Source organism: Candidimonas humi (assembly GCF_019166065.1).
Lineage (GTDB): Bacteria > Pseudomonadota > Gammaproteobacteria > Burkholderiales > Burkholderiaceae_B > Candidimonas > Candidimonas humi.
Window position 1 is genome coordinate 742012 of sequence record NZ_JAHTBN010000002.1, and the last position, 23449, is coordinate 765460.

General features: G+C 66.0%; 20 protein-coding genes. 14 read left to right on the top strand and 6 right to left on the bottom strand.

Translation table 11 applies throughout. The annotated features are described in order from the left end of the window. The first annotated feature begins 67 nt into the window (after window positions 1-67). The gene (locus KVP10_RS06810; RefSeq protein ID WP_217963743.1) at window positions 68-1534 is read left to right on the top strand and encodes an N-acyl-D-amino-acid deacylase family protein; all 1467 of its coding nucleotides are present in this window, start codon (window positions 68-70) and stop codon (window positions 1532-1534) included. Window positions 1535-1683: 149 nt separating this feature from the next. Then, window positions 1684-2325, top strand: coding sequence for an FMN-binding negative transcriptional regulator (locus KVP10_RS06815; protein WP_217963744.1), 642 nt, complete (start codon window positions 1684-1686; stop codon window positions 2323-2325). A 210-nt stretch (window positions 2326-2535) separates the two neighbouring features. Here the strand turns inward: KVP10_RS06815 and KVP10_RS06820 are convergent, their stop codons facing one another. Continuing rightward, the gene (locus KVP10_RS06820) at window positions 2536-3135 is read right to left on the bottom strand and encodes a hypothetical protein (RefSeq protein WP_217963745.1); all 600 of its coding nucleotides are present in this window, start codon (window positions 3133-3135) and stop codon (window positions 2536-2538) included. A 193-nt stretch (window positions 3136-3328) separates the two neighbouring features. Next, window positions 3329-4474 (bottom strand): PA0069 family radical SAM protein, encoded by a 1146-nt coding sequence (locus KVP10_RS06825; protein ID WP_217963746.1) that lies wholly within the window; start codon window positions 4472-4474, stop codon window positions 3329-3331. Between the two features lie 206 nt (window positions 4475-4680). Here KVP10_RS06825 and KVP10_RS06830 point away from each other — a divergent pair, with 206 nt between their 5' ends. The 9 genes from KVP10_RS06830 (at window position 4681) to KVP10_RS06870 (ending at window position 12759) form a co-directional block, all read left to right on the top strand. After that, window positions 4681-5772 (top strand): type II asparaginase, encoded by a 1092-nt coding sequence (locus KVP10_RS06830; protein ID WP_246600450.1) that lies wholly within the window; start codon window positions 4681-4683, stop codon window positions 5770-5772. Between the two features lie 63 nt (window positions 5773-5835). Next, entirely contained in the window at window positions 5836-6159 is a 324-nt protein-coding gene (locus tag KVP10_RS06835) for a type II toxin-antitoxin system TacA family antitoxin (RefSeq protein WP_217963747.1), read from the top strand. Further along, entirely contained in the window at window positions 6110-6631 is a 522-nt protein-coding gene (locus KVP10_RS06840) for a GNAT family N-acetyltransferase (RefSeq protein ID WP_217963748.1), read from the top strand. The genes KVP10_RS06835 and KVP10_RS06840 overlap by 50 nt, the downstream gene beginning before the upstream one ends. Before the next feature lie 134 nt (window positions 6632-6765). Continuing rightward, window positions 6766-7464 carry an aspartate/glutamate racemase family protein gene (locus KVP10_RS06845; protein ID WP_343218698.1) on the top strand — a complete coding sequence of 233 codons (699 nt, stop codon included), beginning with the start codon at window positions 6766-6768 and terminating at the stop codon, window positions 7462-7464. A gap of 204 nt (window positions 7465-7668) precedes the next feature. Further along, complete coding sequence (locus tag KVP10_RS06850; RefSeq protein ID WP_217963749.1) at window positions 7669-8562, top strand: alpha/beta hydrolase family protein; 894 nt, start codon at window positions 7669-7671, stop codon at window positions 8560-8562. Window positions 8563-8688: 126 nt separating this feature from the next. After that, on the top strand, window positions 8689-9633 hold the full coding sequence (locus tag KVP10_RS06855) for an ABC transporter permease (protein ID WP_217963750.1): 945 nt from the start codon (window positions 8689-8691) through the stop codon (window positions 9631-9633). Continuing rightward, window positions 9630-10451 (top strand): ABC transporter permease, encoded by an 822-nt coding sequence (locus KVP10_RS06860; protein ID WP_217963751.1) that lies wholly within the window; start codon window positions 9630-9632, stop codon window positions 10449-10451. The genes KVP10_RS06855 and KVP10_RS06860 overlap by 4 nt, the downstream gene beginning before the upstream one ends. After that, window positions 10448-12103 carry an ABC transporter ATP-binding protein gene (locus KVP10_RS06865; protein WP_217963752.1) on the top strand — a complete coding sequence of 552 codons (1656 nt, stop codon included), beginning with the start codon at window positions 10448-10450 and terminating at the stop codon, window positions 12101-12103. Before KVP10_RS06860 ends, KVP10_RS06865 begins: the two co-directional genes overlap by 4 nt. A gap of 35 nt (window positions 12104-12138) precedes the next feature. Next, window positions 12139-12759: a GntR family transcriptional regulator gene (locus KVP10_RS06870; protein WP_217963753.1), complete on the top strand. Its 621-nt coding sequence runs from the start codon at window positions 12139-12141 to the stop codon at window positions 12757-12759. A gap of 130 nt (window positions 12760-12889) precedes the next feature. Here KVP10_RS06870 and KVP10_RS06875 read toward each other — a convergent pair whose 3' ends face one another. The 3 genes from KVP10_RS06875 to KVP10_RS06885 form a co-directional block, all read right to left on the bottom strand. Further along, the gene (locus KVP10_RS06875) at window positions 12890-14449 is read right to left on the bottom strand and encodes an ABC transporter substrate-binding protein (RefSeq protein ID WP_217963754.1); all 1560 of its coding nucleotides are present in this window, start codon (window positions 14447-14449) and stop codon (window positions 12890-12892) included. Then, window positions 14446-15627 carry a C45 family autoproteolytic acyltransferase/hydrolase gene (locus KVP10_RS06880; protein WP_217963755.1) on the bottom strand — a complete coding sequence of 394 codons (1182 nt, stop codon included), beginning with the start codon at window positions 15625-15627 and terminating at the stop codon, window positions 14446-14448. The genes KVP10_RS06875 and KVP10_RS06880 overlap by 4 nt, the downstream gene beginning before the upstream one ends. 66 nt (window positions 15628-15693) lie before the next feature. Then, window positions 15694-16011, bottom strand: a complete 318-nt coding sequence (locus KVP10_RS06885; protein ID WP_217963756.1) for a hypothetical protein — start codon at window positions 16009-16011, stop codon at window positions 15694-15696. Window positions 16012-16149: 138 nt separating this feature from the next. On the opposite strand from KVP10_RS06885, the gene soxC reads away from it, so the two are divergent. After that, window positions 16150-17415 (top strand): sulfite dehydrogenase, encoded by a 1266-nt coding sequence (soxC, locus tag KVP10_RS06890; RefSeq protein ID WP_376811001.1) that lies wholly within the window; start codon window positions 16150-16152, stop codon window positions 17413-17415. 19 nt (window positions 17416-17434) lie between these two features. Further along, a complete protein-coding gene (locus tag KVP10_RS06895; protein ID WP_376811000.1) occupies window positions 17435-18061 on the top strand; it encodes a c-type cytochrome in 627 nt (208 codons plus the stop codon). 24 nt (window positions 18062-18085) lie between these two features. On the opposite strand, the gene KVP10_RS06900 is transcribed toward KVP10_RS06895, so the two are convergent. Then, window positions 18086-19420, bottom strand: coding sequence for a chloride channel protein (locus KVP10_RS06900; RefSeq protein WP_217963759.1), 1335 nt, complete (start codon window positions 19418-19420; stop codon window positions 18086-18088). 385 nt (window positions 19421-19805) lie between these two features. Between KVP10_RS06900 and KVP10_RS06905 the strand changes: the two genes are divergently transcribed. Then, entirely contained in the window at window positions 19806-23429 is a 3624-nt protein-coding gene (locus tag KVP10_RS06905) for a hydantoinase B/oxoprolinase family protein (protein WP_217963760.1), read from the top strand. Window positions 23430-23449: the final 20 nt, after the last annotated feature.

Consider the following 23449-nt stretch of genomic DNA (forward strand, 5'->3'; position numbering starts at 1 on the left):
TATACTTGCCACCCGCCGGTGTTAGCCTATTTTTCATGCCCACCCGCGCAAGCAATGGAGCCATGCCATGACTGAACAGAATCCCGGGTCCGCGACGCGGCCCGTCTTCGACCTGATCATCCGCAACGGTACCGTCATCGACGGCACCAAGCGGCCCCGCTACGACGCCGATGTCGGTATCCTCGACGGCCGTATCGCCGAAGTGGGCGACCTGTCCACGGCCAAGGCGCGCGACATCATGGATGCCGCGGGCAAGATCGTCGCGCCCGGTTTCATCGATTCCCACACGCACGACGACCACGCGCTGCTGGTGCAGCCCGACATGGACTTCAAGATATCCCAGGGCGTCACCACCGTGATCACCGGCAATTGCGGCATCAGCCTAGCGCCGCTGGGCGAGGGGGTGCCTGTCCCGGCGCCCCTGAACCTGCTGGCGGGCGACGGCGACCGGCCGCGCCATCATTCCTTCGCAGCCTATATCAATGCGCTGCGCGAACGGCCGGCCGCCATCAACGCGGCCGCGCTGGTGGGGCATTCGACCCTGCGGGTCATGGCGATGAGCGACCTGGGCAAGGCCGCAGACGAATCCGAGATCTCGACAATGCGCCGCTTGCTCGGCGAGGCCCTGGATGCCGGGGCCATAGGCATGTCCACCGGCACCTACTATCCGCCGGCCGCCGCGGCCAGCACCGAGGAAATCATCGAGGTCGGCCGGCCCCTGACCGGCGCCGGCGGTCTGTATGTCACGCACATGCGCGACGAGGCTGACCATTGCCTGGACTCGCTCGAGGAAACCTTCCGCATCGGCCGCGAGCTCGACATCCGGGTGGTGGTCTCGCATCACAAGCTGCAGCGGCAAGAGAACTTCGGCAAATCCGCCATCACGCTGCCCCGCATCCGCGAGGCCATGCGCTGCCAGTGCGTGGCCCTGGACTGCTACCCCTACAACGCCAGTTCCACCATGCTGCACACCGATCCGAAGCGGCTCACCGGCCGCATCATGATCGCCTTCAGCGGCAGCCACCCCGAATGCGCCGGGCGCGACCTGGACCAGATCGCCGCCGAATGGCAGGTGTCCATCGTCGAGGCGGCGCAGCGCCTGCAGCCGGCCAGCGCCATTTACTTCACCATGGACGAAGCCGATGTGCGCAAGATACTCGCCTTCGAAGACACCATGATAGGGTCCGACGGCATCCCCCTGGGCGAGAAGCCCCACCCGCGCCTCTGGGGCACCTTCCCGCGCGTGCTGGGTCACTACTGCCGCGACCTGGGCCTGTTCCCGCTGGAAACCGCGGTCTGGAAAATGACCGGCCTGACCGCCCGCAATTTCGGGCTGAAGGGCAGGGGGCTGCTGCAAGCCGGCTGCCACGCCGACGTGACGATCTTCGACGCGGGCACCGTCCGCGACCTGGCCACCTACCAGGATTCGACGCGCATGGCGCAAGGCATCGAGGCCGTGATCGTCAATGGGGAACTGGCCTGGCAGGAAGGCCGCAGCCTGGGCACGCGCAGCGGGCAGGTGATTAGCCGCTAGATAGCCCTGATGTTGCGGCGGCAGAGGAATTCCGGCAAAGGGGAAATTCGTGCGCGGCGGGCACGATAGGTGCAGAATCGAGCTTTCTGTTTCCATTGACCCGTTTTTTTCACGAACCCTGCGATTCAAGCGCCTCCATCGGAGCCCTCATGTACTTGCCTACCCACTTCGAAGAATCCCGCCCCAAGGTCTTGCACGAATTGATCGCCAAGCATCCGTTCGGCATGCTGGTCACCCATGGCGAGGACGGGCTGGATGCGAACCATATGCCTTTCGAGCTGGATGCCGCGGCCGGCCCGCAGGGGGTGCTGCTTGCCCACGTGGCTCGCGCCAATCCGGTTTGGCGCGAACTGCGCGACGGCGACGAGGTGCTGGTGGTGTTTCGCGCGGAACATGGCTATATCTCGCCCAACTGGTATCCCAGCAAGCATGAGTTCCACAAATCGGTGCCGACCTGGAACTACATGGTGGTGCACGCGCACGGCAAGGTTACGGTGCGCGACGACGAAAGCTTCGTGCGCGGCCTGGTGGCGCGCCTGACGCGCACGCACGAGGCATCGCAGCCGGTGCCCTGGAAGATGACCGACAGCCCGGCGGATTTCATCGATTCCATGCTGCGGGCGATTGTGGGGCTGGAGATCGAGATCACGCGGCTGGCCGGCAAATTCAAGCTCAGCCAGAACCGCGGGGCGCGCGACTTGGAGGGCGCCGGCAAGGCGCTGATCGCGCAGGGCGATACGGCGCTCGGAGAGGCGATGCTGGCCTGTATGGCGGCGCAGGCAAAGGGCTGATACGGATTCGCAAAAAAAGGTGACAGCGTGGCTTCGTCTTGCCGCGCTTTTTGTATTGTGCTCCGGCTTCGCGCCTTGTCCTCTTGACGCGCTTGCTGTTTTGATTGCAAACCCGCATGAAGGCCGGGTCAAGCGCAGCCCGGCGGCGGCCCTGCTGCCGCTGCTATAGCCCGGCTACCCCGGCCCGGGCCGCCGCTTGCCGGCTTCTGCCTACGAAGCGACCACCAGCCGCGGATCGTTGGCCTGTTCCAGGATGCGCCGCACGCGGTCTTGCCAGCCGGCCGCGAAATCGCGCTTGTCTTCGTCGCTGGCATAGCCGCCGGCAACCCTGGGCAGCAGGCTTCTTATCGTGGGCACGGACGGGACGAGTTCGGGGTGGTAGTCCACGGTAGTGCTGGCGCCGGTGTCGGTGCGCGTGTAGCGGATTTCGCCGTCCATGGGCACGTTGAAGAACAGCAGGTTGCGCCGGTCGTACTGGCCGCCCAGGCCCTTGAAGCCGTTGTCGGTGGTGGCGCCCGTGATGTAGCTGGCGACATTGGCGATGACGCCCGTGACGCCGTCTTGCTGCGCGTCGCGGAATTCCACCTTGATTTCGCCGCGTTGCGGCAGCGTGTCGCCGTAGAGTTTTTCCAGGGCCTTGAGCGTCATGAGGTAGGCGCCGGCCACGGTGGGGCAGGAATGCCCGGCCAGCTTGACCACGTCGGCATACGTGTAGCGGATGATGCCCTGGTCGGCGGCGCCGAGCAGCGCGGCCAGAGGGTCCTGCATGGTGATGGTTCTGGCGGCGTCGAAAAAGGAAGGATAGGCCATTTGGGTTTCCGGATCGAAAGAGACGAAAGCCCTGTGCGCCGGACGCGCGCAGCAGGCGGGGCCGCGGCGGAAGGCGCCATGGGCATGGTGTCTTCATGATAGGACCTGGCGCGCTATGGCGGCGGCATACCATTACGGCGAATGATGGCTTGCCGGCGCCATGCTTGCCGGCGCGGCCGGAATGCCGGCGTGGTCAGAACAGCGTCAATTGAGGGCTTGCTTCGGCCACGCGCGGCGCCGCGGCCCGGTATGGCGGCGACCGGCGTTCGGCAGCCTGGCGCCGCGCCGGCTGGGGCGCTTGCGCCCGGACAAAGAGATCGGTGCGCAGCAGCGTGCGCCGCTGGTTCAGGCCAGCCTGGGCGCAGGCCCGGCGGAATCGTTGCCGGATCAGCTCGGCATAAGCGCCGCTGCCGCGCATGCGGGTGCGGAAATCGGAGTCGTATTCCTTGCCGCTGCGCATTTGCCTGACCAGGTTCATGACGTGGGCCGCCCGCAGGGGGTAGTGCCGCAACAGCCATTCGCGGAACAGGTCGGCGACTTCGAGCGGCAGGCGCAGCACGTTGTAGGCGGCGTCTTGCGCGCCTGCGTCGCGCGCACCGAAGAGGATTTTTTCGATGTCGCAGTCGTTCAGGGCCGGGATGACGGGCGCCACGATGACGCCGGTGGGAATGCCGGCTTCGCTGAGCTTGCGTATGGCCTGCATGCGCGCGCCGGGGGCGCTGGCGCGCGGTTCTAGCGTGCGGGCGATGTCGCCGTCGAGCGAACCTATGGACATGAATACCCGCGCCAGGCCCTTGGAGGCCATGCGGGCCAACAGGTCCAGGTCTTGCGTGACCGAGGCCGACTTGGTGGTGATGGCCACCGGGTGATTGAATTCTTCGAGTACGGCCAGGATGGCGCCGGTGATGCGCAGGCGCCGTTCTATGGGCTGGTAGGGGTCGGTGTTCGCGCCGAGCGCGATCAGCTTGGGCACGTAGGAGGGGCTGGAAAGTTCTTTGCGCAGCAGTTCGGCCGCGTTCTGCTTGGCGTACAGGCGGGTTTCGAAATCCAGCCCCGGGGACAGGTTGAGGTAGGCATGGGTGGGCCGCGCGTAGCAATAGACGCAGCCGTGCTCGCAGCCCCGGTAGGGGTTGATGGACTGGTCGAAGTAGATGTCGGGCGAGCTGTTGTGGGAAATGATGGACTTGGCCTGTTCGACCGCCACTGTAGTGGGGCGCCTGGGGGCGTCGCCGGGTTCGCCCGGCGCCCAGTCGTCGTCGACGGCTTCGCGCTGCAGGGCTTCGAAGCGAGGCGTCTTGTTGGAGAGGCTGCCCCGGCCCTTGATCGTGGCGGTTTGCATGGCGTGGCTCCGTATTACTGTATATATGTACAGTATAAATCATGCTCCACAGAAACGCCACGGATTCGAAGACGCCCCGTAAAATCGGGGGCATGCCGTGCGCATCCGTACATCAACCAGGGGATTTCATGGAATACGCGATTTCCAGCCGATTCTGGCAGGCCGGCCAGCGGGCCATGGCCCTGTGTGCGGGCATAGGCATTGCCATGGCGGCGATGTGCGGCAGTGCGTCGGGCGCCACGGCCGGAGGCGGCCCGGCCACGGCCAGCGCCGGGAACGCGTCCGAGGGCAGCGCCCCGGCCCGCGGGCTGCCGCACATCATCGTGCTGGCCACCGGCGGCACCATCGCCGGCACGGCCGACACCCGCTCCGCCACGGGCTACAACGCCGGTGAAGTCAGTGCGGCGCAACTGCTCGAGTCGGTTCCGGGCCTGGCCGGGCTGGCGCGCATCAGCGCCGAGCAGATCGCGTCCATAGGTTCCCAGGACATGAACGACCAGGTGTGGATGAAGCTTGCGCGCAGGATCCAGCGCATCGCCGAACACCACGAGGCCGATGGCGTGGTCATCACGCATGGCACGGACACCATGGAAGAAACCGCGTTCTTCCTGGATGAAGTGCTGCGTACCGGCCTGCCCGTGGTCCTGACCGGCGCCATGCGTCCGTCGACCGCGATCAGCGCCGACGGCCCCCGCAATCTGTACGAGGCGGTCGAGGTCGCGGCCAGCCCCGCCACGCGCGGCCGGGGTGTGCTGATCGTCATGAACGACACCATAGAAAGCGCCCGCGGCGCCACGAAAACCAATACCTCCAGCGTCCAGACCTTCATGTCGCCCAATACCGGGCCGGTCGGCTATGCCGACCCCGCCGGCGTGCGCTACGTGGCGCCGCCGCCCGCGCCGTGGCACGGCAAGCCCTACGCCCTGCCGGCCGGCGACAGCCTGCCGCGCGTGGACATCATCTACTCGCACAGCAATATGGGCGTGTCGCAGATCGAGCATGCCGTGGCCGACGGCGCCAAGGGCATCGTGCTGGCCGGGGTGGGCGACGGCAATACCTCGAAGCAGGCGCTGGACGCCATGGAACGCGCTGTGCGTCTGGGCCTGGTGGTGGTGCGCTCGACCCGGGCTTATTCCGGCTTCGTGGCGCGCAACGTCGAAGTCGACGACGACAAGCTGGGCTTCGTCGCGTCCCTGGACCTGAATCCGCAGAAAGCGCGGGTGCTGGCGCAACTGCTGATCTCCAACGGCATCACCGCGCCGGCGCAGGTGCAGCAGGCTTTCGAGCCGGGGCGGTAAGAGAATGGTGCCAGAATGGCACCATTCTGTATAATCGAAGCCGTAATGTGAACGGAGCACGAGATGACGACTGGCGCCCAAGACCGTGGACGAATTACCGCGCGCGTATCTGTCTCGGTGCAGGAAACATTGGAGACGGCGGCGGGTATGATCGGGTCGACGGTAAACCAGTTCATCGTCCAGAGCGCGCTGCGCGAGGCCGAGCGCATCATCGAGCAGGAACGGGTAATACGCCTGTCCGCGCGTGGGGCCGAAGGCTTGCTTGCGGCTCTTGAAAACCCCTTGCCGCCCAACAAGCATCTGAAGGCGGCGCTGGACGACTACACGGCGCGACGCAATGATCAAACTGGAGCAATTGACTGGCGGCCACGATCGAAACGGGTTTGACTGCGGCGTCGCGGCGCTCGATACGTGGCTCAGGCAAACTGCGCTGCAGCATCAAGCCAAGGGCATTTCCCGCACGATGGTAGCGGTTCCGGACACGCAGCGGACAGCGCAGGAATGGCGGGATGCCGGGCTCCAGGACATTACCGCCGACTCTATTCTCGGGTTTTACGCCTTGTCGTCCGCGTTGGTGGTAATCGAAGACCTGCCACAAAAAATAGCTCATCGTTATCCGAGGCAGATTCCGGTCACGCGCCTGGGCCGTTTAGCTGTGCGCTTGGATATGCAATCCCAAGGCTTGGGCCGTATCCTGCTGGCCGATGCGGTCATGCGTGCACGCCAGGCGGCCTTGCGCGTTGGCAGCGCGGGCATTGTGGTGGACGCCAAAAATGCGGCGGCGGCGCGGTTCTATCAGCGCTATGGTTTTGCGTCCTGCGCCGGACAGCCGCGAAAGCTATTCCTGGCAATGTGGTGAGAGGCTGGCGCCAGCGGGCCTTGATGGGCATGTTCGGTTCGGTGCGCGGGCTGCTATATTCTTTGCGGTAGCTGTCGCAGCCCCGAGGCGTCGGGGCCGGGCGTAGCCAGCGACAATCCACGGAGACTCGGGTAGTGAATCAGAAAATCATCGGCCTGATCGGCGGCATGAGCTGGGAAAGCTCGCTCGAGTATTACCGCATCATCAACCGGCGCGTGCGCGAGCGGCTGGGCGGGGTGAGCTCGGCGCGCTGCCTGATGTGGTCCTTCGATTTCGCCGAGATCGAGGCGCTGCAGCATGCGGGCGACTGGGACGGGGCGACGCGCAAGATGATCGAGGCGGCCGGGCGCCTGGAGCGGGGCGGCGCTTCGTTCCTGGTGATCTGCACCAACACCATGCACAAGATGGCCGACGAGGTGCAGCGGGCCGTGGGCATACCGCTGCTGCATATCGCCGATCCGACCGCGCAACGCATCAAAGAGGCGGGCCTGCGCCGGGTGGGCCTGCTGGGCACCGCCTTCACCATGGAGCAGGATTTCTACAAGGGCAGGCTGCAGCGCGAGCATGGCCTGCAGGTGCTGACGCCCGATGCGCAGGGCCGGCAGGCGGTGCACCGCATCATCTACGAAGAACTGGTGCAGGGGCGTGCGGAACCCGCTTCGCGCGAGGCCTATCGTCAGGTGATGCGCGAGCTTGCCGCGCAAGGGGCCGAGGCGATCATCCTGGGGTGCACGGAAATCATGCTGCTGGTAGGGCAGCAGGACAGCCCGGTGCCGGTCTTCGACACGACCACGCTGCATGCGGTGGCGGCGGCCGACCTGGCGCTGGATTGACGCGCGCAACGCGCGCTTGGGCGACCGCAATTCCCTAGGGATTACCCCGCTTGTCCCGCAACTTCGGCGTATCTAAAATTGGCGCCAATTTATTCGAATATCGATGCGGGCCGACGACTGGCCGCAAGCTGGCGGCGCCACCGCCACTGACCCGCTTGTTTCGTATACGCCTTGCCCGATCCCGCAAGGCCACGGAGGAATCACATGCCGGCAACACCGACCGACACGCTGCAAACCGACGATTCCCGCGCACGGGCAATGTACGATTTCGGGCCCAGCACGATTTTCGCGGCGCGCGGCGACCCGCGGTTTTCCTACTGCACCTACGTGCCGCCGCGCATCGCGCAGGCGGCGCAGCCCATGGAACTGGTCGTGTTCGTGCACGGCACCGGCCGCTCGTTCGTGGAATATCGCGACGCCTTCGCCGAATTCGCGCGCTGGAATGACTGCATGGTGCTGTGCCCGCTGTTTCCGGTAGGCGTGCTAGGCGACGGCAACCGCGACGGCTTCAAGCAACTGCGCGAAGGCGATATCCGCTACGACGAAGTGTTGCTGGGCATGGTCGACGAGGTCGCCGAGAAATTCCAGTGCGACTTCGGCCGTTTTGCGCTTTGCGGCTATTCGGGCGGCGGCCAGTTCGTGAACCGGTTCACGCTGCTGCATCCGGAACGTCTATGGGCGGCATCTATCGGCGCGCCGGGCTCGGTCACGCTGCTGGACCCCGAACGCGACTGGTGGGTGGGGGTACGCGATATGCAGGCGCGCTTCGGCAAGGCGCTCGATCTCGATGCGTTGCGCCGGGTGGCGGTGCACATGATCGTCGGCAAGGCGGACATCGAAACCTGGGAAATCACGCACCAGCCCGGCGGCAAGTTCTATATGCCGGGCGCCAACGACGCCGGACGCACGCGCCCCGAGCGCCTGCAGACGCTGAAGCGTTCTTTCGAGAACGCAGGCGTGGCGGTGACACTGGATGTCGTCGAGAACGTGTCGCACGATGGCATGAAGTGCGTCGGCGAGATCCAGGATTTCCTGGCCTCGGCATTGCGGGCGCGGCGCGCGGGCGGCAATGGAAGCCGGCCTGGAAGTGGCGCCTGAAGTGGCTTCGAGAGCGGGCGCCGGGCGTGGTGGCTGCGGACTGGTGGCCGCGCGTCGCCCGGCGGCCCGGCATGTGATGCCGGCGCTTCTCGCACGGCGGCATGGTGACACGACACTGGAGCATCCATGCTGCGTTTCGTAATGTCGCGGATAGTCATGGCCATACCGACGCTGCTGATCGTGTCGGTAGCAGTGTTCGTGCTGATCCGCCTGATACCCGGCGACCCCGCGCAATTGCTGCTGGGCGACCTGGCGACGCCGGCCAGCCTCGCCGACCTGCGCGCGCGCATGGGCCTGAACCAGGGCCTGGCGACGCAGTTCGGCATCTGGCTGCGGCATATGCTGCACGGCGACCTGGGCGTGTCCATCAGCACCGGCCAGCCGGTGCTGGAACTGGTCTGGAGCCGCTTCCTGGTCAGCGCGCAGATCGTGGTGGCCGCCGTGTTCTTCGCCAGCCTGGTGGCGGTGCCCGTGGGCATGATCGCGGCCTGGAAGCAGAATCGCGCGCCCGACTTCTTCCTGGTGGGCACGGCCACCTTGTTGGTGTCCATTCCCACGTTCTGGATGGGCCTGCTGCTGCTCATCCTGTTCGGCCTGAAGCTGCAGTGGCTGCCGGTGGTGGGCTATGTGTCGATAAGCGCCGACTGGAAGGCCGGCCTGCTGTACCTGGCCATGCCGGTGCTGACCCTGTTCCTGCACGAAATCGGGGTGCTGATGCGCATGGCGCGGGCCAGCACGCTGGAAGTGCTGGGGCTGGACTACATCACGCATGCCCGCGCCAAGGGGCTGTCCGAAACCACGGTGCTGATGCGCCACGCGCTGCGCAATGCCTTCGGCCCGACCTGGACGCTGATCGGCCTGGTGATGGGGCATTTGCTGGGCGGCATCGCGGTAGTCGAAACCGTGTTCACCATACCCGGCCTGGGCCGGCTGCTGGTGGACGCGATTTTCTCGCGCGATTATCCGGTGATACAGGGCTGCCTGCTGTTCGTGGCGGTGATATATGTGGCGGTGAATCTCGTGATCGATCTTTGCTATCCGCTGTTCGACCCCAGGGTGGCGGCGGAATGAGGCGCCGCATCGCAGCCAATGCGCTGGTGGGCGGCGCCATCGTGGCCTTGGTGGTGGCCGCCGCCGTGATGGGCGTGCTCTGGACGCCGCACAATCCCTTGCAGATCAACTTCGCGGCGCGCCTGAAGCCGCCCGGCGCGCAATTCCTGCTGGGCACGGACGAGTTCGGCCGCGACGAGCTGTCGCGGCTGCTGGCGGGGGCGTCCATCAGCGTCTGGATCAGCCTGCTGACGGTGACTTTCGCCGTCGTCGCCGGCACCGTCATCGGCGTGGTGACGGGCTTCGTGCGAGGCTGGACCGATCGCATCATCATGGCTTTCAATAACGCGCTGCTGGCGTTTCCGGGCCTGCTGCTGGCGCTGGGGCTGCTGGCCGTGCTGGGGGCCAACGAATACGGCATCATTTTCGCGCTGGGCCTGGCGTACACGCCTTCGGTGACGCGCGTGGTGCGCGGCTCGGTGCTGTCTCTGCGAGAAAAAGAATTCATCGAGGCCTCGCGCGTGATGGGCAATTCCGAGCTCTACACCATGTGCCGCCACGTGCTGCCCAATTGCCTGGCGCCGCTGACGGTGCTGGCGACCTCGATGTTCGGCTGGGCCATCCTGGCCGAGAGCGCGCTGTCCTTCCTGGGGCTGGGCGTGCCGCCGCCGGCGCCCACCTGGGGCAATATGCTGGCCGCCGCGCGGCCCTTCATGGCCCAGGCCACTTATCTGTCGATCCTGCCCGGCCTGTGCATCGCCGTGGCGCTGCTGGGCATCAACCTGCTGGGCGACGCGATCCGCGACAGGCTCGATCCGCGCATGCGAGGTTCCCAATGAAGCCGCTGGTCTCGGTCTCGCATTTGTCCCTGAGCGTCGGCGCGGGCGGCCGGGAAATCGTCAGCGACGTGTCCTTCGATATCGCGCCCGGCGAGATGCTGGGCATCGTGGGCGAGTCGGGCAGCGGCAAGACCCAGGTGGCGCGCGCCATCGTCGGCCTGACGCCGCCGCCCCTGGTGCGCGCGGCAGGCAGCATCCTGTTCGACGGTGTCGACATGACGCGCGCCAATGCACGTACGCTGCGCCGCTTGCGCGGGGCGCGCATCGGCATGGTGTTCCAGGAGCCCATGACTTCGCTGAATCCGTCCATGACCATAGGACGCCAGCTGGAAGAAGGCCTGGAGCTGCATCGCAAGGACTTGAACGCCGCGGCTCGCCGCGAGCGCGTGCTGGACATGCTGGCGCGCGTGGGCATCCGCGATCCGGCCGCGGCGCTGCGGGCGTGGCCGCACGAATTCTCGGGCGGCATGCGCCAGCGCATGATGCTGGCCTCGGTGATGTTGCTGGAGCCGGCGCTGCTGATCGCCGACGAACCCACCACCGCGCTGGATGCCGTGGTGCAGCGCGACGTGATGGAGTTGATGGTGGGCCTGACGCGCGAGCACGGCACGGCGGTGCTGATGATCAGCCACGACCTGCCGATGGTGGCGCGCTACACCGAACGCATGGTGGTCATGCAGGGCGGCAAGGTCCTGGAAACGGGCGCGACCGCGGACATCCTCGCGCACCCGCGCCATCCCTACACTCGCAAGCTGCTCGACGCCATGCCGCGGCCCCGCCCGGCGCGCCCGGAACCGGCCGCGGAGCCGATCGTCGAAGTGCGGGGCCTGCAAGTGGAATATCGCGGCCGCAGCCGCCTGTTCTCGCGCAGCGCGCCGGTGCATGCGCTGCGCGGCATCGACCTGCACGTGCGGCCCGGCGAGGTGGTGGCGGTGGTGGGCGGTTCGGGGTCGGGCAAGACGACGCTGGGCCGCGCGATAGCCGGCCTGCTGGCGCCTCGCGGCGGGCAGATCCTGTTCCAGGGGCGGCCGGTGGATCGCCACGGCCCCGGCTGGACGGACTATCGCCTGAACTGCCAGATGGTGTTCCAGGACCCTTATTCGTCGCTGGATCCGCGCATGACCATAGGGCAGCAGGTGGGCGAGGGCTTGCGTCCTTTCACGCAGCTCGACGCCGCCGCAAAGCGGGACAGGGTGCGAGAGGTGCTGGAAGAGGTCGGCCTGGGCGGCGACTATGCCCGGCGCTATCCGCACGAGCTTTCGGGCGGCCAGCGCCAGCGCGTGGCGATCGCGCGGGCCGTGGTGCGCCGGCCGTCGTTCGTGATCGCCGACGAGCCCGTGTCGGCGCTGGATGTGACGGTGCGCGCCCAGGTGCTGGACTTGTTCGCCAGGCTGCAGGAACGCCACGGTTTTTCGTGCCTGTTCATCAGCCACGACCTGGGCGTGGTCGAGCAGGTCGCCGACCGGGTCGTGGTGATGCGCGAGGGCGCCATCGTCGAGCAGGGCACGCGCGACGAGATTTTCGGGCGGCCGCGCGATGCATACACGCGCACCCTGCTATCGGCGATCCCGGCTCTGGAATCGACTGCAGACGGCGGAGTAAGACTGCGCTGGCGCCTGCCAGCGGACGGCAGCGACGCGCCGTCCGCCTGATCCGACGCCAGGGCTTGAAGGGAGGAGCGCGCCTCATGCCGAAGAAAAAAACGGCAGGCCAGTCCAGCCTGGCCGACCGCATCGCCCATGACATACAGTCCGGAAATTACGGGGCGGGCGCCTGGCTGAAGCAGATAGACATGCAGGAACGCTACGAGGCCAAGCGGCTCGATGTGCGGCGCGCGCTCGACCAACTAGTGCACAAGCGCCTGATCGAGCATATTCCCAATCGCGGCTATCACGTCTACGCCATGAGCCAGCAGCGCCAGGACGAGATCCGCGACATACGCGTCATGCTGGAGACGGGCGCCGCGGCGGACCTGGTCGCCCATGCCACGCAGGCCCGCATCAAGAATTTGCGCGCGCTGGCCGAACGCTTCGCGGGACTGCTGCACGAAGGCACTTTGCTCGACCAATACGAGGTCAACCTGGCCTTTCACTCGGCCATGTACGACATTTGTTCCAACCGCGAGCTGGCAAGCCTGATCGAGGATATGCGCGGCCGCGCGCCCTCGGCGCCCGCCACCCAGTGGTGGACGCGCGCGCGCATCGAGCAGTCGGCGCGCGAGCATTTCCAGATCGTCGAGGCCATCGAGGCGCGCGACGCGGCGCGCCTGCGCAAGATCATTGCGGCGCACATCAACCAGGACGCCTGAGCGCGCGCCAGCGCCCACGATGCCGCCTGGCCGGCTTTACGCTGTGACGCATCGGTGCCGCCTGGCTGGTTTGGCCCTGTGAGACATAGATGCCGCGACGCGCTGCCGGCGCGTCGCGGCGAGCATCGGATTATTTCGCGGTCTTCTCCACTTCCCACAGCCGCGGCGCCTTCACCGCCCAGGGCCGATAGCCCTTGATGTCGCTGCGGTAGGCGACGATGTCCACCGGGTTGTACAGCGGCACCATGGGCGCATCGGCGATGAACATCTGGTGCAACTGGTCGAAGATCTTCTGGCGCTGGGCATGGTCGACGTCCAGGTCGGCCTCTTTCAGCAGCTTGCTGGCTTGCGGGTTGTCCCAGACCTTGCGCGGTTGCCTGGTCTTGTCGCCGGTCACCGAATCGAAGCTCAGGGCGGGGTCCATGCGCGCCGAGTACGGGAAGGACATGAGCTGGTATTTGCCGGTGTTGTAGCGGTCCAGCATGGCGGCCCATTCCATTACGTCCAGCCGCGTGTTGATGCCCGCCGCCTGCAGCATGGCCTGCAGCAGCACGGCCGCCTGGTATGTCTGCGGAAAGCGCTTGGTGGCCATCAGCGTCAGTGTCTGGCCCTTGTAGCCGGCTTCCTGCAGCAGCTTGTGCGACAGCGCCGGATCGTACGTCCAGCCCTTTTGCTGCACAGGGCCATAGTAGGACGAGGCCTTGGGCACGATGGAATTGTTGGGCTGGGCCAGGCCATAGGAAACCGCCTCCACGAGCTGCTTGTCGTCGATGGCGTGGGCGATGGCCTGGCGCAGCTTGACGTTGGACAACAGCGGATCGCGGGTCTGCATCAGCAGGCCCGACATGCTGAGCACGGGAGCGTGGGCGACCTTGATGCCGGGCACTTTTTCCAGCACTGCCGCGTCGCTGTCGGGCAGGTCGTCGATGATGTCGATGTCGCCGCGCTGCAGGGCCGCCTTGGCGGTGGACGCATCGGGCACGACCATGAAGCGCACCTCATCGACCAGCGGGCGCTTGGAACCCGTGTAGCCGTCGGACTTGCCCGGCGGGTTGGCATAGCCGGCGTAGCGGGTCAGCCGCACGTATTGGCCGCGCTTCCATTCGGTGAAGGCGAAGGGGCCGGTGCCTATGGGCTTGTCCCAGGTGCCGTCGGGCTTGACCGAGGCTTTCTGCAGGATGCCGGTGCCTCCGCAATCGACGCGGGCGAGCGAGGTCAGGAACAGGCCGTTCGGCTGGGCCAGGTGAAACACCACGGTATCCGGGTCGGGGGCGTCCACGCCCGTTACCTTGGCGCCGTCGCGCCCGTCGAAGGCGCTGCGGCAGCGCCAGCCGGTCTTGGGATCCATGTCGCGCTGCCAGGTCCAGAGCACGTCGGCCGAGCTGAAGGGCGCGCCGTTCTGGAACTTCACGCCCTGGCGCAGCTTGAAGGTATAGGTCTTGCCGTCGGGGCTGATGTCTACCGACTTGGCCAGCAGCGGCCGCACCGTGGCGTCTTCGCCATAGGCCACCAGGCCTTCGACCACCTGCATGACCACGGCGTCGCTGTTGCTGTCGCGGTTGACCCCGGGGTCGCTGGAACGGATGTCCGCGGTGATGGAGATGCGCAGGGTAGAGGGCGCCGTGGCGGCGCCGGCTGCGGCGCCCAGTGTCAGGGCGGCGGCCGCCGCCAGCAGGGAAGAGGTCTTCATGGTTTTTTACTCCGGGATGCGCTGCGGGGTTTCGGCTGGGCGGAACCATACGGGACCAGTTCCGGGTCTGCCGTGAGGCTGTAGCGGGTAAATATGCGGTTTTGTGCCGGCAGCGGCGCGACGTCCATGACGCCGGAGGCGGGCTCCATGACCACCATGGCGACCGATGCCGAAAGATTGGCATGGCTGCCCGGGCGCGGAGGCCGGCATACCGAATAAGGAGCGCCGAAGTCGTCGAACAGCGCGCGCTTCAGGTCGTCCATCGTGAGCGCCGGCTTTTCATTGAGCAAGCGGCGCACGCGCCAGTCGCGGTAGGCGCTTTCGGGCATGCTGGCCCGGCCGGTGTCGCGCAGCTTGCACAAGGCCGTCGCGTTGATCCAGTGGTTGGCGTGCACGATGAGGTCGTCGGCGTCCGGATACACCGGAAACGCCTCGTCGGGGGCGCATTCGTAATCGATGCCGAAGCCTTCGGCCATGCCGAGCATGATGTTGTTGGAGCAGGACTTGGGCGTGGCGGCCACGGCCTTGATGGCCAGCGCGAAGTGCTGCTGTTCCAGCACTTTGCGGCGGATCAAGGACAGGGGCACCCCGACTTGCTTGAAGTCGCGTTCGGATTCCAGGTAATTGGCGGTAATGGAAATGCCCGCGCTGTTCAGGCCGCTGCGCGCCAGGCCACCCGCCTCGACGAAGGTGAGGAAGTCGGGCCCGTCGTCGTTATGCACGCGCAGCACGATGGAGGTTTCGGCGCATTCGGCGCGCCAGTCCCAGTTCTGTCCATGGATCAGCTTGCCGTTGGCCGAACGGCCGGGCAGGATCAGCGCCCCGGTGCAGCCATCGTCCGGCTCGAGTTCGGCGGCCTGGTCCTTTTCGGCGCGCGCCTTGGCTACCACCTCGGTGCGCGCGTTGATCATGACTATGTCTTCGAAGGGCACCTTGGCGCCCTTGGCGATGCCGTGCATCTCTTCAATATAGTGCGGGGCGAAGCTTTCGATGTCGCGCGCGAAATCCTTGATGAGCCGGCTGCGCGCCGCCGAGCCGTAGCCCAGCGAGGCCAATGTCTGGCCATACATGGCCGCGCTCTTGGCGATGCGGTCGGCGGCTTGCCGCCCATACGACCGCCCGCGTTTTTCGGGCGTGCCGGAAACGGAAACAAAAGGGAATTGCTGGATTTTCGGCATGGTGGAGGGGGCCTGCCCGATAGAAAAAGACGAAGGTGATGCGGAAAATTTTATAGTATTTTTAAGCTAATAAATACAGCGGGTTTTCTCGTACGTAAATGGCTGCCCGGGCGTCGAATTACCGGCCGCGGCGCCGCTTGCGGCGATCTTGCCGCCGTGGCCGGGCGTGCTGTTGTATATGCCTGTTGGCAGTAGTATTCTGGAAAAAATATAGACATACGGCATATTGAACCGCGTGGAATACGCCGGCGCCGATGCGCCGAATAATGCCCGAATGTCGTGTCCCGGAAGTTCGTGCCCATCATGAAATTGAGGGATGCGAATTTCCGAGATACGGCGCCAGCTTGCATGTTGAAGCATAGAGGCCGCAGTTGCCTGCTTCAAGTGTTTCGTCCCGTTGCCCGGCGCTGTCGGCGGCCGGGCAACGGTTTCGGTATTCGCTTATCTTGTTGGGAGGCAGGCATGGAGTCCGATACCCTGGTGCAGTTCGATGATTCCGCGGCATCCGTCGCGGACGAAGAAATGAAGCGGCGGCGCTTTCTCCGGCATGCGGGGGGCGTGCTGGCGGGGGCCGTGGCCTCGGTGGCCACCAATGCTTTCGGCCAGGGCGAGCCTGCCCCGGCGGCGGCTGCCCCGGCGCAGCCCAAGCCCGAGTATCCGCCCGATGTGCCGCCCTGGACCAAGACGCCCGGCAAGCCCATCGACAAACACCCGTACGGCATGCCCTCGCCGTTCGAAAAAGACGTGGCGCTCGATGTGCGCCCCACCGACAAGCAGTATTGGTCGTCGTCGGCGCGCTCTCCTTTGGAGGACCTGGACGGCATCATCACGCCCAATGGCCTGTTCTACCAGCGGCACCATGGCGGCGTGCCGGCCATCGATCCGGCCTTGCACCGGCTGATGATCCACGGCATGGTCGAGAAGCCCTGGCTATTCACCATGGAAGACCTGCGCCGCTTTCCGTCCGTATCGCGGATCCATTTCCTGGAATGTTCCGGCAATCCGGGCTATGGCGTGCATGGCAAGACCGCCGCCCAGGCCAACGGGCTGGTCAGTTGCGCCGAATGGACGGGCGTGCCCCTCAAGACGGTATTCGAGGAAGTCGGGATCAAGCCCGGCGCCAAGTGGGTGGTCGCCGAAGGCGCCGATGCCGCGGCCTTGACGCGCAGCATCCCCATGGAAAAATGCCTCGACGATGCCTTGCTGGTCTATAGCCAGAACGGCGAGCGCCTGCGGCCCGAACAAGGCTACCCGCTGCGCCTGCTGGTGCCGGGCTTCGAGGGCAATATGAACGTCAAGTGGCTGCGCCGCCTGCACGTGGTGGATGCCCCGGCCTATTCGCGCGAAGAAACCTCCAAGTACACCGACCTGCAGGCCGACGGCAAGGCGCGCCAATTCACCTTCTACATGGAAGCCAAGTCCATCATTACCGCGCCCTCGGGTGGGCAGCGCATTCCCGAGGGTTTCTGTGAAATCCGCGGCATTGCCTGGAGCGGCCATGGAAAGATCCGCCACGTAGATGTGTCCGTGGACGGCGGCCGCAACTGGCACCGGGCCGAATTGCAGCTACCCATTTTTTCCAAGGCCTTGACGCGCTTCCGGTTCCCCTGGAAGTGGGATGGCAAGCCGGCAGTCATCGTCAGCCGCGCCACCGATGAAACCGGCTATGTGCAGCCCTCGCTCGAAGAACTGGTGCGGCTCCGGAGCCTGAACGGCACATATCACAATAATGCAATGACGCCTTGGCGCATTGCCGAAAACGGGGAGATCACCAATGCGTACGCCTGAACATCGCCCCGCTTGGCACCTGTCGCGCCGTTTGCTGTGCAGCCTGGCGGGGGCGCTGCCGGCCACCGCCGCACTGGCGGCCGGCCCCGTGCATCCCCACCGCTACGGCTTGGGCCAGGCCGCCACGCCGCAACAGGTGGCCGGCTGGTACATCGACATCGCGCCCGATGGCAAGAATCTGCCGGCGGGCAGCGGCACCGTGCTGGAAGGCAAGAAGATATTCGACAGCAGTTGCGCGGCCTGTCATGGCGCCAAGGGAGAGGGCGGCATGGGCGACCGCCTGCAGGGCGGCCAGGGCACGCTGGCCAATGCCAAGCCGATCAAGACGGTGGGAAGCTACTGGCCGTACGCGACGACGCTGTACGACTACATACGCCGCGCGATGCCGATGACCGCCCCGGAATCGCTTAGCGACAGCCAGGTCTATGCCGTGGCGGGGTATGTGCTGTACCTGAACGGGCTGGTCAAGGAAGACAGCACGCTCGATGCCAAGTCGCTGATGGCGGTCAAGATGCCGAATCGCGACGGGTTCATTTCCGATCCACGTCCCGACGTGAAAGACAAGGCATGCATGAAGGGCTGCCCGCCCTTGCATGTCAAATCCGCGCAAGCGCAAAAAGCGCAAGCCGCGGCGCATCCGTCGTAGCGGGCCAGCCTCGGGGGCGGCGCTTCAGCGCCGCTTCCACCATCTGAGCAACCCGTACGACAGGTGCGCTTTTTCCTGGCCGACCGGCATGTCGGGCACCACTTTCAGCCACGACGATTTCGAGTATGCCAGGCGCTGGTCAGGGTAGACGCTGCGGTGGCCGATGATGAGATAGGCGGCGATGGCGGCGCCGGCCACGTAGATGGCGCCCACCAGTCCGCCGAACAGTTCGACACCCATCAGGATGGCGGCCAGCGGCGTGTTGGATGACGCCGCCACTACCGCAACCAGGCCGACGGCTGCGCCGAGCGCCGGGCTGATGCCCAGCAGGTGCGCGCAGGCGCTGCCGGTGATGGCGCCGATCACGAACTGCGGGGTGACTATCCCGCCATAGAAGCCCGAGCCCAGCGTAATGGCCACCAGCAGGCTCTTCCACAGGAAGCCCAGGTACGGCATGGGCTCGCCCGAGAGGGCGCGGTCCATGAGCGGCAGGCTCAGGCCCAGGTAGTCGGTGGGAATGGCCAGGATCAATAGTGCCAGCAAGATGCCTCCGGCCAGCGGCATGAGCGGCGGCCAGATGCCGAAGCGCAGCCGCAGTTGCTGGAACAGATTGCGGCTGAAATGGATCAAGTCGACGAAGAGCCACGCGACCAGGCCGCAGATCATGCCTATGGCGATGGTTTCGATGAACAGCAGTTCCGAGAAGGTCGGCAGCGAAGGGATGTGATAGTACTGGTAGGGTATGCCCAGCCACTTGCTGACCTGGAACGAAGTGATGCCGGCGATGATGGCGGGAAACAGGAAATCGTGGCGGATGCGGCCTATGGCCAGGACTTCCACGCCGTAGATGGCCCCCGCGATGGGGGTGCCGAACACGCTGGCGAAACCCGCGCTGACGCCGCAGGCGACGATGCGGCGTTGCAGTTCGGGGTTCAGCTTCAGCACATGGCCGATGCCTGCCGCGAGCGAGGCGCCGATGTGCGAGCAGGGCCCTTCCTTGCCCGCCGAGCCCCCGCAGGACAGGGTGATAAGGGCAGCCAGCGGCTTGATGATGCAGGTCTTGAACGGCATCTTGCCGCCCTGGTCGTGCACGGCGGCGAACACGGAATCCTTCAGCCTCGTCGTGTTGGCGCGGTATCCGTAGAACAGCAGCAGGCCATTGGCCAGGCCGCCCGCCGGCAGCAGGATCATCTGCGCCCACAGCGGCACGGCGGCCGATTTGCCGGTCAGGTAGAACAAGGGCAGCAGGAACAGGCTGGTCCCCACGCCGATCACCACGCCGGCGAGCGTCGCCAGCACCAGCCACTGCACCACGGTGGCGAGCATGAGCAGGGGTTCGACGACGTCAAATCGCCGCATGGGAGTGTGCTGTCTGAAAATGGGCTGGCATGGCGCGAACTGCCGGAGGGATTGCGAGGAAGGGGGCTGCAGGCCGTGATTATAAGTCCGCGTGCGGCGCCGCCACAGCGCCGCGCGGCCTGTGCATGTGCGGCGGATGCCCGTGGCGCGTGGCCGCGGCATAGGCCATGATGCGGCGCCTGTGCGTTTCGGGCGGCTGGCATCCGGTTAAGAAATTATTGACAAAAGATGGAAAAAAACTCGATAGCCCTATTATTTTCCTTACCTTATCCTTCTTGAGTCCGACTTCATCGCGCCGGCGGCGGCTGGCGGAAGACCGGTGGGCGGCTCATCCAGAGGCCCGTGTTCCAGGGCCCATTCAAATTGACGAGGCAAGGGTATCAGCATGGATTCGACACCGCGCAACGCAGACGGTCGCTGGCAATTCTGGATAGACCGCGGGGGCACCTTCACCGACATCGTGGCCAGGACGCCGGATGGCCGCATCGTGACGCACAAGCTGCTGTCCGAGAATCCCGAACAATATCGCGACGCGGCGGTGGCGGGTATGCGCGAGCTGCTGGGGCTGGCCCCGCAAGAGCCCATAGGCGCCGATCTCGTCGAGGCGGTCAAGATGGGGACGACCGTGGCCACCAACGCGCTGCTCGAGCGCAAGGGCGAGCCCACCGCCTTGTTCATCACCCGCGGTTTTCGCGACGCGCTGCGCATTGCCTACCAGAACCGGCCGCGTCTGTTCGACCTGAACGTGGTGCTGCCGGAGTTGCTGTATTCCGAGGTGGTGGAAGTCGACGAGCGGCTCGGCGCGCATGGCGAACTGGTGCAGCCGCTGGACGAGGCCGGCGTGCGGCGCGCGCTGCAGTCGGTATACGACCGCGGCCTGCGGTCGCTGGCCGTGGTGCTTATGCACGGCTACCGCTATCCCGCGCATGAACAGGCAATCGCGCGCATCGCGGCGGAAATCGGCTACACGCAGATCAGCGCCTCGCACCAGGCCAGCCCCTTGATGAAGCTGGTCTCGCGCGGCGACACCACCGTGGTGGATGCGTACCTGTCTCCCATCCTGCGCCGCTATGTCGACCAGGTCGCGTCCGAGATGCCGGGCGTGAGCCTGCAGTTCATGCAGTCCAACGGCGGCCTCACCGATGCGCATCGCTTCCAGGGCAAGGATGCCATTCTTTCGGGCCCGGCCGGCGGCATCGTGGGCATGGTGCGCGCAGCTGGGCTGGCCGGCTTCGACAAAGTCATAGGCTTCGACATGGGCGGCACCTCCACCGACGTGTCGCATTTCGCCGGCGAGTTCGAGCGCGAATTCGAGACCCAGGTGGCGGGCGTGCGCCTGCGCGCGCCGATGATGAGCATACACACGGTGGCCGCCGGCGGCGGCTCGCTGCTGCGCTTCGACGGCGCGCGCATGCGGGTGGGCCCGGAATCGGCCGGCGCGAATCCCGGCCCCGCCAGTTACCGGCGCGGCGGGTCGCTGGCCGTGACCGACTGCAATGTGATGCTGGGCAAGATACAGCCCGAACATTTCCCCGCGGTGTTCGGCCCGAACGCCGACCTGCCGCTGGACCGCGACGCCGTGGTGCGCGAGTTCACCGAACTGGCCGACGAAATCGGCCGCAAGACCGGCCGGCGCCCCGAGCCCGAGGCCGTGGCCGAGGGCTTCGTCGACATCGCCGTGGGCAGCATGGCCAATGCCATCAAGAAGATCTCGGTGCAGCGCGGCCACGATGTCGGCGACTACGTGCTGGCGACCTTTGGCGGCGCCGGCGGCCAACACGCCTGCCTGGTGGCCGATGCCCTGGGCATGAAGCGCGTCTTCATACACCCGCTGGCCGGCGTGTTGTCGGCCTACGGCATGGGGCTGGCCAACCAGGCAGCGATGCGCGAACAGGCTATCGAGGCGCCGCTGGACCAGGCCGGCATGGCGGCGCTGGCCGCGGCCCTGGATGCGCTCGAGGCCCAGGGCCGCGAGGAACTGCGGGCCCAGGGCGTAGCCGCGGGGCGCATCGAAGCGCACAGCAAAGCGCATCTGCGCTACCAGGGCACCGATACTGCGCTGGTCGTGGCGTATGGCACGCTGGCCGAAATGCGCGAGCGCTTCGACACGGCCTACAGCGCACGCTACGCCTTCTTGATGCCGGGCAAGCCCCTGGTCGTCGAGGCCGTGTCGGTCGAGGTCGTGGGCCTGTCCGATGCGCCGGCCGAGCGCTTCGGCGAGCTGCCGCCGCGCCATGGCGCCTTGACGGCCGCGCACGACATCGCTATCTACTCGCGCGGCGTTTGGCATCGGGCCGGCCTGTACCGCAGGCCCGACATGCGGCCGGGCGACGTGCTTGCCGGCCCCGTGGTGATCGCCGAGGCGAACGCCACCACCGTGGTGGAACCCGGTTGGCAGGCCGAAGCGACGGCCCTGAACCATCTGGTGCTGACCCGGGTCGAGCGCCTGCCCGAACGCCAGGCCATCGGCACCCGCGCCGACCCGGTGATGCTGGAAGTCTTCAACAACCTGTTCATGAACATTGCCGAGCAGATGGGCTTGACGCTGCAGAACACGGCCAGCTCGGTCAACATCAAAGAACGCCTGGACTTCTCGTGCGCGGTGTTCGATGCGCAGGGCAGCCTGATCGCCAACGCGCCGCACATGCCGGTGCACTTGGGCTCGATGAGCGAGTCCATCATGACCGTGATCCGCGAGAACGCCGGCGCCATGCGCCCCGGCGACGTCTATGCCCTGAACGACCCCTACCATGGCGGCACGCACCTGCCCGACATCACCGTGATCACCCCGGTGTTCGACGCTGCCGGCTCGGAAGTATTGTTCTACGTGGGTTCGCGCGGCCACCACGCCGACGTCGGCGGCATCACCCCGGGCTCCGTCCCGCCCGATTCCGGGACCATAGACGAAGAGGGCGTGCGCCTGGACAACTGGAAACTGGTCGAGCGCGGCCGTCTGCGCGAGGACGAGACCGTGGAACTGCTGTCCTCGGGCCCCTATCCCTCGCGCAACCCGGCGCAGAACCTGGCCGACCTGCGCGCGCAGATCGCCGCCAACGAAAAAGGCGCACAGGAATTGCGCGCCATGGTGGCGCATTTCGGACTGGAAGTCGTACAGGCCTACATGGGCCACGTGCAGGACAACGCCGAAGAATCCGTGCGCCGCGTCATCACTGCCTTGCGCGACGGGCAGTTCGAATACGAAATGGACAACGGCGCTCTCATCAAAGTGGCCATTCGCATCGATGCCGGCGAGCGCAGCGCAGTGATCGACTTCACCGGCACCTCGCCGCAATTGGCAAGCAACTACAACGCGCCCTCGTCGGTGTGCATGGCTGCGGTGCTGTATGTGTTCCGTACCTTGGTGAACGACGACATCCCCTTGAATTCGGGCTGCCTCAAGCCCTTGCGGGTAGTGATCCCCGAAGGCAGCATGCTGCGGCCGAGCTATCCGGCCGCGGTAGTGGCCGGCAATGTCGAGACGTCCATGTGCATTACCAATGCGCTGTACGGTGCCTTGGGGATCATGGGGTCCAGCCAGGGCACCATGAACAACTTCACCTTCGGCAATAGCACATATCAGTATTACGAAACCCTGTCCGGCGGCACCGGTGCGGGCAATGGCTTCGACGGCACGAGCGTGGTGCAGGCCCATATGACCAATTCCCGGCTGACCGACCCGGAGGTGCTGGAATGGCGTTTTCCGGTGCGGCTGGAAAGCTACGAGATCAGGAAGGGATCCGGCGGGGCGGGGCGCTGGATCGGCGGCGACGGCGGAACGCGCCGGATAAGGTTCCTGGAGCCCATGACGGCGTCTATCCTGGCCAATAACCGTAGGATCGCGCCGTTCGGGATGGCGGGCGGCGATGCGGGGGCGCCGGGCCGCAATTGGGTAGAGCGGGTCGATGGCTCGCGGGAAGAGCTTGGCTATGCCGGCCGGGCGGAGTTGCGGGCGGGGGATACGTTTGTGGTGGAGACGCCGGGGGGCGGGGGGTATGGGGTGGAGAAATAATGGGGATTAAATGAGGCTGC

What these genes read in the sequence shown, in the direction of transcription:
- KVP10_RS06810 (WP_217963743.1), top strand. Translation starts at nt 68, where the DNA reads ATGACTGAACAGAATCCCGGGTCCGCGACGCGGCCCGTCTTCGACCTG.
- KVP10_RS06815 (WP_217963744.1), top strand. Translation starts at nt 1,684, where the DNA reads ATGTACTTGCCTACCCACTTCGAAGAATCCCGCCCCAAGGTCTTGCAC.
- KVP10_RS06820 (WP_217963745.1), bottom strand. Translation starts at nt 3,135, where the DNA reads ATGGCCTATCCTTCCTTTTTCGACGCCGCCAGAACCATCACCATGCAG.
- KVP10_RS06825 (WP_217963746.1), bottom strand. Translation starts at nt 4,474, where the DNA reads ATGCAAACCGCCACGATCAAGGGCCGGGGCAGCCTCTCCAACAAGACG.
- KVP10_RS06830 (WP_246600450.1), top strand. Translation starts at nt 4,681, where the DNA reads ATGGCGGCGATGTGCGGCAGTGCGTCGGGCGCCACGGCCGGAGGCGGC.
- KVP10_RS06835 (WP_217963747.1), top strand. Translation starts at nt 5,836, where the DNA reads ATGACGACTGGCGCCCAAGACCGTGGACGAATTACCGCGCGCGTATCT.
- KVP10_RS06840 (WP_217963748.1), top strand. Translation starts at nt 6,110, where the DNA reads ATGATCAAACTGGAGCAATTGACTGGCGGCCACGATCGAAACGGGTTT.
- KVP10_RS06850 (WP_217963749.1), top strand. Translation starts at nt 7,669, where the DNA reads ATGCCGGCAACACCGACCGACACGCTGCAAACCGACGATTCCCGCGCA.
- KVP10_RS06855 (WP_217963750.1), top strand. Translation starts at nt 8,689, where the DNA reads ATGCTGCGTTTCGTAATGTCGCGGATAGTCATGGCCATACCGACGCTG.
- KVP10_RS06860 (WP_217963751.1), top strand. Translation starts at nt 9,630, where the DNA reads ATGAGGCGCCGCATCGCAGCCAATGCGCTGGTGGGCGGCGCCATCGTG.
- KVP10_RS06865 (WP_217963752.1), top strand. Translation starts at nt 10,448, where the DNA reads ATGAAGCCGCTGGTCTCGGTCTCGCATTTGTCCCTGAGCGTCGGCGCG.
- KVP10_RS06870 (WP_217963753.1), top strand. Translation starts at nt 12,139, where the DNA reads ATGCCGAAGAAAAAAACGGCAGGCCAGTCCAGCCTGGCCGACCGCATC.
- KVP10_RS06875 (WP_217963754.1), bottom strand. Translation starts at nt 14,449, where the DNA reads ATGAAGACCTCTTCCCTGCTGGCGGCGGCCGCCGCCCTGACACTGGGC.
- KVP10_RS06880 (WP_217963755.1), bottom strand. Translation starts at nt 15,627, where the DNA reads ATGCCGAAAATCCAGCAATTCCCTTTTGTTTCCGTTTCCGGCACGCCC.
- soxC (WP_376811001.1), top strand. Translation starts at nt 16,150, where the DNA reads ATGAAGCGGCGGCGCTTTCTCCGGCATGCGGGGGGCGTGCTGGCGGGG.
- KVP10_RS06900 (WP_217963759.1), bottom strand. Translation starts at nt 19,420, where the DNA reads ATGCGGCGATTTGACGTCGTCGAACCCCTGCTCATGCTCGCCACCGTG.
- KVP10_RS06905 (WP_217963760.1), top strand. Translation starts at nt 19,806, where the DNA reads ATGGATTCGACACCGCGCAACGCAGACGGTCGCTGGCAATTCTGGATA.